Here is a 14,280-nt window from a genome sequence, read left to right as displayed (position 1 = left end):
CGCACGTCAGGCCGCACCGTGCTGGGCCAGGGCCCATTGCACGTGTTCGCGCACCAGTGGCGAGGGATCATCCCGTCGCGTCTGCAGGGCAGCCAGTGCCTCGGCCGATGCCGGCGCATTGCCCAGCGCCACGGCGATATTGCGCAGCCAGCGCTCGTGGCCGCTGCGACGGATCGGGCTGCCCTCGGTGCGGCGCAGGAATTCGGCTTCATCCCAGGCGAACAGCTGGTCCAGGCGCGCGGTATCGAGGTTGTTGCGCGCACGGAAATCGGCTTCGTCGGTGCGCTTGGCGAACTTGTTCCACGGGCAGACCAGCTGGCAGTCATCGCAGCCATAGATGCGGTTGCCGATCAGCGGGCGCATGTCTTCGGGAATGGCGCCATCGTGCTCGATGGTCAGGTAGGAAATGCAGCGCCGTGCATCCAGCCGCTGCGGCGCGGTGATCGCCTGGGTCGGGCAGACATCGATGCAGCGGGTGCAGGTGCCGCAGTGCGCGGTGGCCGGGGCGTCGATCGGCAGCGGAATGTCGATGTAGATTTCGCCGATGAAGAACCAGGAACCGCCCTGACGGTCGATCAGGCAGGTGTGCTTGCCGATCCAGCCCAACCCGGCGTTGCGCGCCAACGCGCGTTCCAGCACGGGCGCCGAATCGACGAACACGCGGTAGCCCAGCGGTGCCACTTCGTCGTTGATCTGCGTGGCCAGCTTCTGCAGGCGGTTGCGCATCAGCTTGTGGTAGTCGCGGCCCAGCGCGTAGCGCGCCACGTAAGCGCGGCCGGGGTCAGCCAGGGTGGCCCAGGCCTCGGTGTCATCCTTGTGGCTGTAGTCCATGCCGACCGAGATCACCCGCACCGTGCCGGGCAGCAGTTCAGCAGGGCGGGCACGCAGGGTGCCGTGGCGCGCCATCCAGTCCATGGTGCCGTACAGGCCCTGGCCCAGCCAGTCGGCCAGGTGCGCTTCGTCCTCGCCCAGTTCGATGCCAGCAATGCCGCAGCGCTGGAAGCCGTGCGCGCGCGCCAGATCGCGGATGCGCTGCACGGCCAGGGCCGGATCGAGGGGGGCAGGAACAGGGGACATGCGCACCAGTATAAAATCTCCGCATGGCCAACCTTGCCGATCTGTTCGATTCCGCTGCTGCGCGTGCGCTCGATGCGCAGGCGTCGGCGCTCGCCGGCGATGGCGGCTGGGAACTGATGGCCCAGGCTGGGCTGGCGGCCTGGCAACGCCTGTTGCGGCACTGGCCGCAGGCGCTGCACGTGGGCGTGGTGGTGGGCAGCGGCAACAACGGTGGCGATGGCCTGGTACTGGCCCGCCATGCGCAGCTGGCCGGGCGCCGGGTGAGCGTGCTGACCCTGCCCGGAAAGCCGCCGGCCACCGCGCTGGCACGGCGCGCCGCAGCGGATTTCAAGTCCGTTGGCGGGGCGCTGGCCGAGTTCGATGGAACGCTGCCCGACGCCGATGTCTGGGTGGACGCCCTGTTCGGCCTCGGCTTTGACCGCGCGCCGGACGGCGAGGCGAGGGCGGTGATCGAAGCGCTGAACGCGCAGGGCGCCCCGCTGTTGGCCCTGGACGTGCCCAGCGGCGTCGATGCCGACCGCGGCAGTGTGCCCGGGGTGGCGGTGCGTGCGGCGCTGACGCTGCAGTTCATCGTGCCGCATCGCGGGCTGTATACCGGCGACGCGCTGGAGCATGCAGGCCAACACGCGCTGGCGGCGCTGCAGCTGCCCAAGGCCGCCTGGCAGGGCGTGCAGGCGGCCGCCGAATGCTGGTCGGGTGATCGCCTGGTCGCGCTGCTGCCGCCGCGGCGGGCCAACACCCACAAGGGGGAATCGGGCCACGTGCTGTGCGTGGGCGGCAACCACGGCAGTGGCGGTGCCATCGCACTGGCGGCCGAAGCGGCACTGCGCGCGGGTGCTGGCCTGCTGAGCATCGGCACCCGCCGTGATCACGTCGGGCCCTTGCTGGCCCGCTTGCCCGAAGCCATGGCGCACGCGCTGGAGGACGGTGACGCACTGCCGGCGTTGCTGGCCAAGGCCGGCGTGGTGGCGATCGGTCCGGGGCTGGGCCAGGACGACTGGGCGCGCGCGTTGTTTGCGCGGGTCACCGCCTGCGGCAGACCGCTGGTGATCGACGCCGACGCGCTGAACCTGCTGGCCCAGGATCCGCACACCATCGCCGATGCCATCCTGACCCCGCACCCGGGCGAAGCCGCGCGTCTGCTGGACACCACCACCGCCGCCATCCAGGCCGACCGTGCCGGCAGTGCGCAGGCGCTGGCGCAGCGCTATCACGCCGTGGTGGTGCTGAAAGGCGCTGGCAGCATTGTCGCTGCGCCAGGGCAGACGCCGCGCCTGATCGCCGCAGGCAACCCCGGCATGGCCGTGGGCGGCATGGGCGACCTGTTGACCGGCATCATTGCCAGCCTGCGCGCGCAGGGCCTGTCGGCCTTCGATGCGGCCGCCGGGGGTGCGTTGCTGCACGCCCTGGCTGGCGACGTCGCCGCGGCCGATGGCGCACGCGGCCTGCTTCCTACTGATCTGCTGGCGCCCCTGCGGCGGCTGGCCAACCCGGAATGACCCCGATGACCGAATTTTTCCTTGCCGACCCCGAGGCCACTGAACGGCTGGGCCAGTGGCTGGCGGCAACCCGTCCGCCGCAGGCGGTGGTTGAACTGCGTGGCGACCTGGGCGCTGGCAAATCCACCACCGCCCGTGCGCTGCTGCGCGCGCTGGGCGTGCAGGGGGCCATTCGCAGCCCGACCTACACCCTGGTCGAGCGCTATCCGCTGGCCAGCGGCGGCGAGGCCTGGCACCTGGACCTGTACCGCATCGGCCAGGCCGGTGAGCTGGATTTCCTGGGGTTGGACGAGGGCAGTGCGGTGCTGTGGCTGGTGGAATGGCCCGAGCGCGGCGCCGGTGCGCTGCCGCCCACCGACCTGGTCGTGGCCCTTGAGATCGAGGGGCAGGGCCGACGCGTTCGTCTCACTGGGGCCAGCGACGCCGGACGTGAATGGCTGGATCGTCTACCCGATGGGGGCGACTTGCGGGCCATTTCTGTCGCCTGACGAGAACAAACACCGGCAGGTTACGGATTATTAAGGAAAAAGGTGTTGCATTCCGTTCAGCGCGGTGATTGAATCCTGAGCCATGCGCCTGGGGAACCGTCTCATCGCCATCTGTGCCGCCGTCGGACTGGGTCTGGCGAGCGCGGCTGCGTGGGCGGGTGAAGTACGCCAGGTTGTGCTGAATACCGGCTCGACCGGCACCCGCGCGGAAATCGCGCTGGTCGGCAGTGGCGGCTACAAGACCCTGTCACTGTCGTCGCCGAACCGGCTGGTGGTCGATTTCCCCGACTCCAGCGCGGTACGCAACCTGAAGATGCCGGCGGCGCAGGGCGTAGTGACTGCCGTGCGTACCGGCCAGCCGGTGCCCGGCACTTTCCGCGTGGTGTTCGATCTGGCCGAATCGGTCGCGCCGTTCCGCCCGCAGATGCAGCGCGAAGGCAATCAATCCACGCTGGTGATCGAGTGGCCGGGCGATGGTCCGGCGCCGGTGGCCAGTGCTCCCGCTGCGCAGGCGCCTGTTGCCGGCCCTGCGGCGGCGCCCACGGCTGCAGCGCAGACCCGCGGCGATGCGGCGCGTGCCACCGCATTGTTGACCGCGCAGGTGCAACAGCAGGCCAGTGCCAGTGTGGCTGCCCCGGTGGCGCCGGCACCGGCCCCCACCACGACCCCCGCACAGGTGGCCGCTGCCGGCACTGTGGCGGCCAGCTCTCCGGCGGCCGGTTCTCCGGCCGCTATCCTGGCCGGTCAGCCGACCAAGGCCGTGGTCAGCACGCCTGCCGCGGCGGCCCCGACGCCGGCCGCCCCGACCTCGACGCCGCGCCCGGCCATGCCCAGCGATGCTTCGCGTATCCGCATGCAGCCCGGCATGCGCCAGCTGGTGGTGGCGATCGACCCCGGGCATGGCGGACAGGATCCGGGTGCGATCGGCCCGACCGGCAAGCGCGAGAAGGACGTGACCCTGGCGGTGGCGCGTGAACTGGCACGCCAGGTCAACGCAACGCCTGGCCTGAAAGCCTTCCTGACCCGCGACAGCGATGTCTTCATCCCGCTGCCGATGCGCGCGCAGAAGGCGCGTGCGAACAAGGCCGACATCTTCATTTCGATCCATGCCGACGCCGCGGAAAACCGCTCGGCCACCGGTTCGTCGGTGTACGTGCTGTCCACCAAGGGCGCATCGTCGCAGCGCGCGCGCTGGCTGGCGGACAAGGAAAACGCGGCCGACCTGGTAGGTGGCGTGCGCCTGCAGCAGACTGAAGGCACCTTGGCCAGCGTGCTGCTGGACCTGGCCCAGAGCGGCTACATGAAGGCGTCCGAAGATGCAGCGGGGCACGTGCTGGGCGGCCTGAAGCGGATCGGCAACAACCACAAGCCGAACATCGAGCGGGCCAACTTCGCGGTGCTGCGCACCTCGGACATGCCTGCCATGCTGGTGGAAACGGCGTTCATCTCCAACCCGGACGAAGAGCGCCGCCTGACCGACCCGGCGTACCAGCGCAAAGTGGCGGGTGCCGTGCTGGATGGCGTGCACACCTTCTTCAGCCGCCAGCCGCCGCCGGGCACGCTGTATGCGGCCCGTGCCCAGGCCGAGATCGACGCGGCCGCCACCATGGCCGGCGGCAGCAAGTAACCCGCCGAAGGCGGGTTTCTGCTTTCTGTAGAGTCGAGCCGCGCTCGACTGGACGTCACCGGCAACCCGTCAGTCGAGCATGGCTCGACTCTACCCATGGCGGCTCCGTTATCATCGCTGGATGAAGTCTGATGCTCATCCGCGCCCGATCCGGCCGTTGCCGGAAATCCTGATCAACCAGATCGCCGCCGGCGAAGTGGTCGAACGCCCCGCGTCGGTGGTCAAGGAGCTGGTCGAGAACGCCATCGATGCCGGCGCCAGCCGCGTCGATATCGAGCTGGAGGAAGGCGGTGTGCGCCTGATCCGGATCCGCGACAACGGCAGCGGCATCGCGCCGGAGCAGTTGCCATTGGCGGTGTCCCGCCACGCCACCAGCAAGATCGCCGATCTGGACGAGCTGGAGTCGGTGGCCACGCTGGGCTTCCGCGGCGAAGCGTTGCCGTCCATTGCCTCGGTCAGTCGTTTCACTCTGGCCTCGCGCCGCGCCCATGACGAGCACGGCTCGGCGCTGCAGATCGAGGGGGGCAAGATCGGTGAGGTGACCCCGCGCGCGCATGCGCCGGGCACCACGGTGGAAGTGCGCGAGCTGTTCTACAACGTGCCGGCGCGGCGCAAGTTCCTGCGCGCCGAACGCACCGAACTGGGCCACATCGAAGAGTGGTTGCGTTCGCTGGCGCTGGCGCGGCCTGACGTTGAACTGCGCGTTTCGCACAACGGCAAGGCATCGCGGCGCTACAAGCCCGGTGATCTGTACTCCGATTCGCGGTTGGCGGAAACCCTGGGCGAGGATTTCGCCACCCAGACGGTGCGCGTGGACCACACAGGTGCCGGCCTGCGGCTGCATGGCTGGATCGCGCAGCCGCATTATTCGCGGGCCAGCGCCGACCAGCAGTACCTGTACGTGAACGGCCGTTCGGTGCGTGACCGCAGCGTCGCCCACGCGGTGAAGATGGCCTATGGCGATGTGCTCTACCACGGGCGGCAACCGGCGTATGTGCTGTTCCTGGAACTGGACCCGACCCGGGTGGACGTGAACGTGCATCCGGCCAAGCACGAAGTCCGCTTCCGTGATTCGCGGCTGGTGCACGATTTCGTCTACCGCACACTGAAAGACGCGCTGGCCGATACCCGCGCCGGCGTGTCCGCGCAGGAGATCGGTGCCGGTGCGGCCCACCCCGTGGACCCCGCGGGTGGGCCAGCGTTGTCCAGTGCCGGGGCGTCGGGCTTTGGCCTGGTGCGCGGCCCCGCGCCCGGTTCGAGCGGTGGCGGTGGTGGTTTCTCCGGCTGGCGCCCGCAGCAGCCGCTGGGCCTGCAGGTGGCCGATGCGCCGGCCGCCTACGCCGCGCTGTATGCCGCACCCGCTGCGGGCGAGCGCAGCGGCGCGCTGCCGCCCATGCCGAGCGGTAACGGCCTGCCGGCAACCAGCGCCGATGCCGGCGTGCCGCCGCTGGGCTACGCCATCGCCCAGCTGCACGGCATCTACATCCTGGCCGAGAACGCCGAAGGCCTGATCGTGGTGGACATGCATGCCGCCCACGAGCGCATTGGTTACGAGCGCCTGAAGAACGCCCACGATGGCATCGGCCTGCAGTCGCAGCCGTTGCTGGTGCCGATCACGTTGGCTGTCGGCGAGCGCGAGGCCGATACCGCCGAGACCGAAGCGGACACGCTGGCCGCACTGGGCTTTGAAGTGACCCGTGCCGGCCCGGGCGCCCTGCATGTGCGCAGCATTCCTGCGCTGCTGGCCAATGCCGAGCCGGAAGGCCTGTTGCGCGACGTGCTGACCGACCTGCGCGAACACGGCCAAAGCCGGCGCATCGCCACGGCCCGCGATGAACTGTTGTCGACCATGGCCTGTCATGGCGCCGTGCGCGCCAACCGTCGCCTCACCGTGCCGGAAATGAACGCGCTGCTGCGCGACATGGAGATCACCGAGCGGTCCGGCCAGTGCAACCACGGTCGACCGACCTGGGCCCGTTTTTCGCTGGCGGAGATCGACCGCTGGTTCCTGCGCGGCCGTTGAGCGGCGCCACGTTGAGGGGAGCTTCGATGCGTTACCGGGGAGCGGGCGGCCTGCTGGTCGCCCTGGCGCTGGCAGCCTGCAGTCCGGCCCCTGCGCCGGCGCCGGCGCTGGCCGAAGATGCAGCGTTTGCTGCGCAACAACAGCAGTGGCGCGTGCAGCGCTACCAGGATCTGGTGCGGGCCGATGGCTGGACGGCACTGGTGGGGCTGCACTGGCTGCAGAACAAGTCGCACTTCATCGGTAGCGGTGCCACCAGTGGCATCCGCCTGGCGGTGGGCCCGGCCAGGCTGGGTCTGCTGCGCCGCGAAGGCGCGCAATGGTGGTTCACCCCCGAAGCGGGCACCGATGTGACCCATGACGGGCAACCGGTGCGGGGCCCGATCCGGATGGACACCGACCAGGATGCGCAGCCGACCCTGCTGGCGTTCGATGCCGGCAAGGGCCAGCTGAGCCTGATCCGCCGGGGCCCGCGCGATGCGCTGCGGGTAAAGCACGCCGATGCGGCCGCCCGGCGCGATTTCGCCGGCCTGCAGTACTGGCCGGGCGGTACCCAGTGGCAGGTGCCGGCGCGCTTCATTCCGCATCCGGCCGGCAAGACCCTGCCGATTGTCGACATCACCGGCCTGACCACCGAGATGCCCAACGCGGGTGCGGTGGAATTCGACCGTGATGGACGGCAATGGCGTCTGGAGGCCATCGGTAAGCCTGGCCAGCCGTTGTTCCTGATCTTCGCCGACCGCACCAGCGGCCACGGCAGCTATCCGGCCGGCCGTTACCTGGATGCCGCCGCGCCCGCCGCAGACGGCACGCTGACCCTGGATTTCAACCACGCGTACAACCCGCCCTGCGCGTTCACTGCCTATGCGACCTGTCCGTTGTCGCCACCGGAGAACCGGATCGACCTGCGCGTGGACGCGGGCGAAAAGGCGTACCACCTGCCCCCTGGAGAAGGCTGACCATGCCGATCAGAACCCTGTTGCGCAGTGCCGCGCTGCTGTTGGCCGTCGCGCTTGCACCGCTGGCCGCTGCGCGCGGCGCCCCCGCCGATACCGCAGCCAGCAAGCCGCCGGTGCCGCTGTTATGGAAAGTAACCGGGGCCGGCGATGCGCGCGTGTATCTTCTCGGCTCGTTCCACCTGCTGACCGCACAGGACTACCCGCTGTCAGCCGATGTTGAAAAGGCCTTCGACGCCTCGCAGCGCGTGGTGTTCGAGCTGTCGCCGGAGGACATGCAGTCGCCGGAACTGTCCAGCCGCATGGTGCAGGCGGCCACCCGCACCGATGGCAGTGAGCTCAAGCGCGATCTGGACGAAGCGACCTGGCACAAGCTGCAGGCCTTTGCGGCCAGCAACAACCTGCCGTTGCCCCAGTTGCAGGGCATGAAAGCCTGGTTCGTAGGGCTGACCATTTCGGTTGGGCAGATGCAGAAGATGGGGCTGGACCCCGCACTGGGGCTGGACCGGCATTTCATGGAGCGCGCGCAGAAGACCGGGCGCAAGACCGCTGGGCTGGAAGATATCGATACGCAGATCCGCATGCTCGATGGCATGAGTGCCACCGAACAGCGACAGATGCTGGCCGAGGCGCTGGACGAAGTGGACAAGGGCGATGTGCAGGCCCGCCAGCTTCACGACGCCTGGCGCCGAGGCGACGACCGTCTGCTGTGGAACAAGATGGCGGTGGAAATGCGCCAGCAGTACCCGCAGCTGTATCAGCGCATCAATACCGGGCGCAATGATGCCTGGGTGCCGAAGCTGGTGCCGTATCTGCAGGCGGGGCAGGGCGGCACGCTGGTGGTGGTGGGCGGACTGCACCTGCTGGGAAGCGATGGCGTGGTGGAAAAGCTGAAGGCCAGGGGCTACAAGGTCGAGCGCGTCTGCACCGGCTGCAAGCGCTAGATATACGCCCTGCGTGGATGACGCGGGGACGACGGCAGACACAAAAAACGGCGCGCCAGGGGCGCGCCGTTTTCGTGTCGTGCGGCCAAGCGTCCGTGCTCAGCGCCGGGTCTTGCCGCCGGTGCCGGTCCCCACGTTGCTGTCGCTGGACTTGCTGCCGGTACCGGTGCCAGTGCCGCCCGGGCGCGGGCCGCCGAAGCCGGCGCCCATGTTGCGCTGGAATTCCTGCCACAGCTCCAGGTTGCGTTCGGTCAGCTGGTTCATCATCGCCCACGGGGTCTGCCCCAGCAGGTTGCCCATCTGCTGGCGGAACTGCTGCTGCTGGTCCAGGAAGACCTGCATGCTGCGCTCCAGGTAGTTGCCCATGAAGCCCTGCAGGGAATCACCGTAGAAGCGGATCAGCTGGCTGAGCAGCTGGGTGGACAGCATCGGCTCACCGTCCTGCTCCTGGTCGGCAATGATCTGCAGCAGCACCGAGCGGGTCAGGTCGTCGCCACTCTTGGCGTCGCGGACCTCGAAGTCTTCACCATCCAGGATCAGCTGGCGTACGTCTTCGATGGTGATGTAGCTGGAAATCTCGGTGTCGTACAGACGACGATTCGGATACTTCTTGATGATGCGGGTCGCAGCCATGAAGCGGTACTCGTCACAGTAGATGCGCAGCATGGCGCAGTGCACAAGCCTTGGCAACCGCCCCAGCCCCCGTAGGGCTTGGGTTTGCACGCCGATCATGTTGCGCAGCAAGGGTTTGCGTGCTGCGCAGCATAATGGCTGTGCGGTCGCGCAGGGGCGCTGCCGCCGCCTGCGCTGCGCGGCTTACCAGCCCATGTGGTGGCCGCCGTTGATATCCAGATTGCTGCCGGTGATCCATGCCGCCTCATCGGCCACCAGGAAGGAGACGCCATAGGCGATTTCCTCCGGCTTGCCCAGGCGGCCGGTGGGGATGTCGGCAATGATCTTGGCGCGCACTTCTTCCGGCACGGCCATCACCATGTCGGTGGCCACGTAGCCGGGCGAAATGGTGTTTACGGTGATGCCGAAGCCGGCGTTCTCGCGTGCCAGCGAGATGGTGAAGCCATGCATGCCGGCCTTGGCCGCGGCGTAGTTGGCCTGACCGTACTGGCCCTTCAGGCCGTTGATGGAGCTGATCTGGATGACCCGGCCCCAGCCGCGGCGGCGCATGCCTTCGATGACCGGACGGGTGACGTTGAACACCGAATTGAGGTTGGTGTTGATCACATCGTGCCACTGCTCGGCGCGCATGCGATGGAAGGTGGTGTCACGGGTGATGCCGGCGTTGTTCACCAGGATCTCGACCGGGCCCAGTTCGGCTTCCACCGCGCGCACCATGGCCTCGGCGCTGGCCGGGTCGGAGACATCGCCGGGGAAGATCGACACGGTGTAGCCGCGCGCGGTCATGGCCTGCTGCCAGGCACGGGCCTTGGCCTCGTCGCGGTAGTTGGTGGCGACCCGGTGGCCCTGGTCGGCCAGGCGTTGGCAGATGGCGGTACCGATGCCGCCGGTTCCGCCGGTGACCAGTGCGACGCGAGATGTCATTGAATGCTGTCCGGGTTTCAGGTGGGGGAAAGGGGATTCTGCAACATCGGCGCGGAAAGTGCGCCGTCGGCCAGCAGGATGTCCTGCCGTGGCAGGCGCGCCGGATCGAAGGCGTGCCGGGCGGCCTGCAGCAGCGCGGGCAGGTCTTCGCAGTCGTCCAGCGCCGCCGGCGCCTGTCCCAGCTGTTGCCACAGCCAGCGCAGCACGGGCTGTGGCAGGGCACTGTCCACCGGTCGCGCCGCCAGCGATTTGGACAGCTTGTGCCCCGGCGCATCCAGTAGCAGGGGCAGGTGCCAATAGTGCGGCACGGCCAGTCCCAAGGACTGCTGCAGCAGGATCTGGCGGGCGGTCGAATCCAGAAGGTCGGCACCGCGCACCACCTCGGTCACGCCCTGTGCGGCATCGTCCACCACCACCGCCAACTGGTAGGCCCAGCAGCCATCGGCACGGCGCAGCACGAAATCGCCAACCTCGGCGTGCACGTCCTGCTGCTGCGGGCCGCGCAGGCCATCGACGAACTGGACCACGCTGCCCGGCGGCACCCGGAAGCGGACAGCCGGGTCCGGTCGCGGTGGGCGGCTGACGCAGCGGTGATGGATGCCGCCGCTGGCCGCCAGGTCGCTGCGGCTGCAGTGGCAGACGAAGGCCAGGTTGCTGGCCAGCAGCACGTCCAGCGCGGCCTGGTAGGCGGCGTTGCGCTCGCTCTGCCAGAGCACCGGGCCATCGTGGGCCAGGCCGAAACCGGCCAACGTGCGCAGCTGCGCATGCGCGGCACCGGGCACCGTGCGTGGCGGATCCACGTCTTCGATACGCAGCCGCCACAGGCCGCCGTGATGGCGTGCAAGCAGCCAGCTGCCGAACGCGGCGAGCAGGGAACCGGGGTGCAGCAGGCCGGTGGGCGAGGGCGCAAAGCGGCCGCAGGGAATGGGGGAGGTCATGCTGGCTGAATCGTCGGTCAGGTTGGCGCTTGAATTCAAGCTGACCACACCGCAAATTGGCAGATATCGACCCCTTCCGAGCCGGAATTTCCCATGTTTACCCGCATTGCCCTGTTCCTGGCAACCAACTTCGCGGTCCTTATCCTCGCCAGCATCGTGATGTCGCTGACGGGAACCGATCCAAGCAAGATGGGCGGCCTGTTGATCATGGCCGGCATCTTCGGCTTCGGTGGCTCCTTCATTTCGCTGCTGCTGTCCAAGTGGATGGCCAAGCGCTCCACCGGTGCGGTGGTCATCACCGAGCCGCGCAACCCGACCGAGCGCTGGTTGCTGGCCACCGTCGAGCGCCAGGCCAAGGCCGCCGGTATCGGCATGCCGGAGGTGGCCGTGTATGAAGGCCCGGAGATCAATGCCTTCGCCACCGGCGCCAACCGCAACAACGCACTGGTGGCGGTGTCCACCGGCCTGCTGCACAACATGAGCGAGGACGAGGCCGAAGCGGTGCTGGGCCACGAGATCGCCCACGTGGCCAACGGTGACATGATCACCATGGCCTTGCTGCAGGGCGTGCTGAACACCTTCGTGATCGTGCTGGCCCGCGTGGTCGGCGGCATCATCGACAGTGCGCTGTCAGGCAACCGCGAAGGCGGCGGCCGCGGTTTCGCCTACTACATCATCGTGTTCGTGCTGGAGATGGTGTTCGGCCTGTTCGCTACGATGATTGCCATGTGGTTCTCGCGCCATCGCGAATTCCGCGCCGACGCTGGTGGTGCATCGCTGGCCGGTCGCCAGAAGATGATTGCCGCGCTGGAACGCCTGCAGCTCAACCACGGCCAGAGCACGCTGCCGAGCCAGATTGCCGCCTTCGGCATTGCCGGTTCGACCGCCAAGAAGCTGTTCATGAGCCATCCGCCGCTGGAAGAGCGCATTGCCGCGCTGCGGGCCTCGACGGTGGCGTAACCGTCGGGCTTGAACCCGGAAACACGAACGCCCGGCCACGTGCCGGGCGTTTTCGTTTGAATGACCATGCGCGGGTAGCGCCGGGCCATGCCCGGCGGATCATTTCCACGCCTGCGGAGAGGTGTCACTTTCTTTGCTCGTGCAAAGAAAGTAACCAAAGAAACACGCCGCCATCCGCGAGCCGCCGTGCTGCGCACGACGGTTCCCTGCGCTCCTCGGTGACCCAGGGGACGGCGCGGAACTCGCTGCGCTCAGACACCCGCGCCTCTTCGCCCCTGGTTCCCCTGCGGTGCTCGGCTCGCTACAAGGCGGACCCACGTCAAGGTCAAAAGCCACAGCCGCCCGTACCTCGCAGCGTGCAGAACCGTGACACATCGCAGTCTACGCAAACAAAAACGGCACCCTCCCGGGTGCCGTCTCGATGCGCCGCTGCGATGCGACGCTTAGAACTTGGCGTCGAACTCGGCGGCGTAGGCGGTGTTCACCAGCACCTTCTGCAGCGACTCTGCCACCTTCAGGTTGCCGGCAACGATCTGGTGGGTGTCCGGGCCGCGGTTGTCCATGCGGCCCAGGGTGGCGCCCTTGAAGTCGCAGACCTTGCCGCCGGCTTCGCGCACCAGCAGCAGGCCAGCCGCTACGTCCCAGGCCTTCACGCCGGCTTCGAAGTACGCATCGGCGCGGCCGCAGGCCACGTAGGCCAGGTCCAGCGCGGCAGAGCCGGTGCGACGCACGTCTTCAGCGTGTACCAGCAGCGCATCCAGGGCCTTCAGCTGCGCGCTGGCGCGGCTGCGCTCACGCGGCGCGAAGCCGGTGTGGATCATCGTGCCTTCCAGGTCCTTGCGGTCGGCCACGCGGATGCGACGGTCGTTCAGCACGGCACCGGCACCGCGGCTGGCGGTGAACAGTTCATTGCGCAGCGGGTCGAAGATCACCGCGTCGGTCGGTTCGCCGTTTTCCACCAGGGCGATGGACACGCAGTAGTGCGGCACGCCACGCAGGTAGTTGCTGGTGCCATCCAGCGGGTCGATGACCCACATCTGGCGACGTTCGCCCTGCACGCCGCCTTCTTCACCGAAGATGCCGTAGTCGGGGTAGGCGCGCTTGAGTTCCTTGACGATCACCTTTTCCGCATCGGCATCGACTTCGCTGGCGTAGTCCATGCGGCCCTTCTGCACCACATTCAGCGCCTCGAGCTTGTTGATGTTGCGCAACAGGACGTTGCCGGCGAGGCGGGCGGCCTTGACCATGACGGTGACGGCGGGTTTCTGCATGGCGTGGGCTCCCGGAAAGGCAGAAGAGAAGGGCTGGCGGGGGAAAAGAGCGGGTCCGGCGCAGTGGCCGGCCGCACAGTTTACCATTGGTCTTCGTCCAGCTCGACCTTTTCCCTGTTCATGTCCCAGTTTCCTGCCGCCACCCGCATCCGTTTCGTCCTTGTCGGTACCCAGCACCCCGGCAACATGGGGGCCGCCGCGCGTGCCCTGAAGACCATGGGCCTGGCCCGGCTGGTGCTGGTCGCCCCGGAAAAACCCCTGGACGAGGAGGCCTTCCGCCGCTCGGCCGGCGCCGAAGACGTACTGGGCGATGCGCCGGTGGTGGCGACCCTGGCCGAGGCCGTGGCCGACTGCACCCTGGTGCTGGGCTGCACCGCGCGGGCACGCCGCGTGCAGTTGGAGGAATTCCTGCCGGCCGACGCGGCCGCCCGCGTGGTGGACAAGGCCGGGCAGGGCGCCGAGGTGGCGCTGGTGTTCGGGCGCGAGCGCACCGGCCTGACCAACGAAGAGCTGCAGCTGTGCCACGCCGCCGTGCACATTCCGTCCGACCCGGCGTTCAGTTCGCTCAACCTGGCCGCGGCGGTGCAGGTACTGGCCTATGAGACCCGCATGCGCCTGCTGGGCCAGCAGCCGGTGGCGCCGGCCGAAGAGGCCGTGCGCGAGCAGGCGGCCAGCCACGAGCAGCTGGAAAGCTTCTTCGGCCAGCTCGGCCAGACCCTGGACGAGATCGATTTCCACAAGGGGCGTGCGCCCGAATCGGCCATGCGCAAGCTGCGCCGCCTGTTCCTGCGGGCCGAACCCAGCGAGCAGGAGGTGCGGCTGTTGCGCGGCATCCTGGCCGATGCCCAGCGCATGGCGCGGTTGGCCCAGCCCAAGGATCACCAAGGCTGACGAAGTTCTCATTTTTTCAGGTAGTCTGTCGCGATTACCTGGGGGATGAAAC

Annotated in this window: 13 protein-coding genes; 8 read left to right on the top strand and 5 right to left on the bottom strand. The window is 68.3% G+C overall.

Going from position 1 to position 14,280, the window contains the following annotated elements:
• Positions 1–6: 6 nt before the first annotated feature.
• Positions 7–1,077 carry a tRNA epoxyqueuosine(34) reductase QueG gene (gene queG / locus RTY46_RS09825; protein ID WP_312708099.1) on the bottom strand — a complete coding sequence of 357 codons (1,071 nt, stop codon included), beginning with the start codon at positions 1,075–1,077 and terminating at the stop codon, positions 7–9.
• A 23-nt stretch (positions 1,078–1,100) separates the two neighbouring features.
• On the opposite strand from queG, the gene RTY46_RS09820 reads away from it, so the two are divergent.
• From RTY46_RS09820 to RTY46_RS09795, 6 genes are all read left to right on the top strand, one after another.
• Positions 1,101–2,576, top strand: a complete 1,476-nt coding sequence (locus tag RTY46_RS09820) for an NAD(P)H-hydrate dehydratase (protein WP_312708097.1) — start codon at positions 1,101–1,103, stop codon at positions 2,574–2,576.
• Positions 2,577–2,581: 5 nt separating this feature from the next.
• Positions 2,582–3,064, top strand: coding sequence for a tRNA (adenosine(37)-N6)-threonylcarbamoyltransferase complex ATPase subunit type 1 TsaE (gene tsaE / locus RTY46_RS09815; RefSeq protein WP_312708095.1), 483 nt, complete (start codon positions 2,582–2,584; stop codon positions 3,062–3,064).
• Between the two features lie 82 nt (positions 3,065–3,146).
• On the top strand, positions 3,147–4,691 hold the full coding sequence (locus RTY46_RS09810; RefSeq protein ID WP_312708093.1) for an N-acetylmuramoyl-L-alanine amidase: 1,545 nt from the start codon (positions 3,147–3,149) through the stop codon (positions 4,689–4,691).
• Positions 4,692–4,812: 121 nt separating this feature from the next.
• Positions 4,813–6,714: a DNA mismatch repair endonuclease MutL gene (gene mutL / locus RTY46_RS09805; protein WP_312708091.1), complete on the top strand. Its 1,902-nt coding sequence runs from the start codon at positions 4,813–4,815 to the stop codon at positions 6,712–6,714.
• Between the two features lie 26 nt (positions 6,715–6,740).
• Positions 6,741–7,670, top strand: a complete 930-nt coding sequence (locus tag RTY46_RS09800; RefSeq protein WP_312708090.1) for a DUF1684 domain-containing protein — start codon at positions 6,741–6,743, stop codon at positions 7,668–7,670.
• A 2-nt stretch (positions 7,671–7,672) separates the two neighbouring features.
• Entirely contained in the window at positions 7,673–8,611 is a 939-nt protein-coding gene (locus tag RTY46_RS09795) for a TraB/GumN family protein (RefSeq protein ID WP_312708089.1), read from the top strand.
• 99 nt (positions 8,612–8,710) lie between these two features.
• Here RTY46_RS09795 and phaR read toward each other — a convergent pair whose 3' ends face one another.
• The 3 genes from phaR to gluQRS all read right to left on the bottom strand — a co-directional run bounded on the left by phaR (position 8,711) and on the right by gluQRS (position 11,106).
• Complete coding sequence (gene phaR / locus RTY46_RS09790) at positions 8,711–9,244, bottom strand: polyhydroxyalkanoate synthesis repressor PhaR (RefSeq protein WP_312708185.1); 534 nt, start codon at positions 9,242–9,244, stop codon at positions 8,711–8,713.
• 183 nt (positions 9,245–9,427) lie between these two features.
• Positions 9,428–10,168 carry an acetoacetyl-CoA reductase gene (phbB, locus tag RTY46_RS09785; RefSeq protein ID WP_312708088.1) on the bottom strand — a complete coding sequence of 247 codons (741 nt, stop codon included), beginning with the start codon at positions 10,166–10,168 and terminating at the stop codon, positions 9,428–9,430.
• 17 nt (positions 10,169–10,185) lie between these two features.
• Entirely contained in the window at positions 10,186–11,106 is a 921-nt protein-coding gene (gene gluQRS, locus RTY46_RS09780) for a tRNA glutamyl-Q(34) synthetase GluQRS (protein WP_312708087.1), read from the bottom strand.
• A 93-nt stretch (positions 11,107–11,199) separates the two neighbouring features.
• Here gluQRS and htpX point away from each other — a divergent pair, with 93 nt between their 5' ends.
• Positions 11,200–12,066: a protease HtpX gene (gene htpX, locus RTY46_RS09775; protein WP_312708086.1), complete on the top strand. Its 867-nt coding sequence runs from the start codon at positions 11,200–11,202 to the stop codon at positions 12,064–12,066.
• A gap of 443 nt (positions 12,067–12,509) precedes the next feature.
• Here the strand turns inward: htpX and RTY46_RS09770 are convergent, their stop codons facing one another.
• Positions 12,510–13,337, bottom strand: coding sequence for an inositol monophosphatase family protein (locus RTY46_RS09770; protein ID WP_312708085.1), 828 nt, complete (start codon positions 13,335–13,337; stop codon positions 12,510–12,512).
• Between the two features lie 120 nt (positions 13,338–13,457).
• Here RTY46_RS09770 and RTY46_RS09765 point away from each other — a divergent pair, with 120 nt between their 5' ends.
• Positions 13,458–14,228 (top strand): RNA methyltransferase, encoded by a 771-nt coding sequence (locus RTY46_RS09765; protein ID WP_312708084.1) that lies wholly within the window; start codon positions 13,458–13,460, stop codon positions 14,226–14,228.
• The last annotated feature ends 52 nt before the right edge of the window (positions 14,229–14,280 follow it).

The sequence above is a fragment of the Stenotrophomonas sp. genome, from assembly GCF_032056425.1.
Taxonomy (GTDB): domain Bacteria; phylum Pseudomonadota; class Gammaproteobacteria; order Xanthomonadales; family Xanthomonadaceae; genus Stenotrophomonas.
The sequence above is the reverse complement of the archived record's forward strand: the minus strand, read 5'-3'. Positions and strand labels throughout refer to the sequence as shown.

What these genes read in the sequence shown, in the direction of transcription:
- queG (WP_312708099.1), bottom strand. Translation starts at nt 1,077, where the DNA reads ATGTCCCCTGTTCCTGCCCCCCTCGATCCGGCCCTGGCCGTGCAGCGC.
- RTY46_RS09820 (WP_312708097.1), top strand. Translation starts at nt 1,101, where the DNA reads ATGGCCAACCTTGCCGATCTGTTCGATTCCGCTGCTGCGCGTGCGCTC.
- tsaE (WP_312708095.1), top strand. Translation starts at nt 2,582, where the DNA reads ATGACCGAATTTTTCCTTGCCGACCCCGAGGCCACTGAACGGCTGGGC.
- RTY46_RS09810 (WP_312708093.1), top strand. Translation starts at nt 3,147, where the DNA reads ATGCGCCTGGGGAACCGTCTCATCGCCATCTGTGCCGCCGTCGGACTG.
- mutL (WP_312708091.1), top strand. Translation starts at nt 4,813, where the DNA reads ATGAAGTCTGATGCTCATCCGCGCCCGATCCGGCCGTTGCCGGAAATC.
- RTY46_RS09800 (WP_312708090.1), top strand. Translation starts at nt 6,741, where the DNA reads ATGCGTTACCGGGGAGCGGGCGGCCTGCTGGTCGCCCTGGCGCTGGCA.
- RTY46_RS09795 (WP_312708089.1), top strand. Translation starts at nt 7,673, where the DNA reads ATGCCGATCAGAACCCTGTTGCGCAGTGCCGCGCTGCTGTTGGCCGTC.
- phaR (WP_312708185.1), bottom strand. Translation starts at nt 9,244, where the DNA reads ATGGCTGCGACCCGCATCATCAAGAAGTATCCGAATCGTCGTCTGTAC.
- phbB (WP_312708088.1), bottom strand. Translation starts at nt 10,168, where the DNA reads ATGACATCTCGCGTCGCACTGGTCACCGGCGGAACCGGCGGCATCGGT.
- gluQRS (WP_312708087.1), bottom strand. Translation starts at nt 11,106, where the DNA reads ATGACCTCCCCCATTCCCTGCGGCCGCTTTGCGCCCTCGCCCACCGGC.
- htpX (WP_312708086.1), top strand. Translation starts at nt 11,200, where the DNA reads ATGTTTACCCGCATTGCCCTGTTCCTGGCAACCAACTTCGCGGTCCTT.
- RTY46_RS09770 (WP_312708085.1), bottom strand. Translation starts at nt 13,337, where the DNA reads ATGCAGAAACCCGCCGTCACCGTCATGGTCAAGGCCGCCCGCCTCGCC.
- RTY46_RS09765 (WP_312708084.1), top strand. Translation starts at nt 13,458, where the DNA reads ATGTCCCAGTTTCCTGCCGCCACCCGCATCCGTTTCGTCCTTGTCGGT.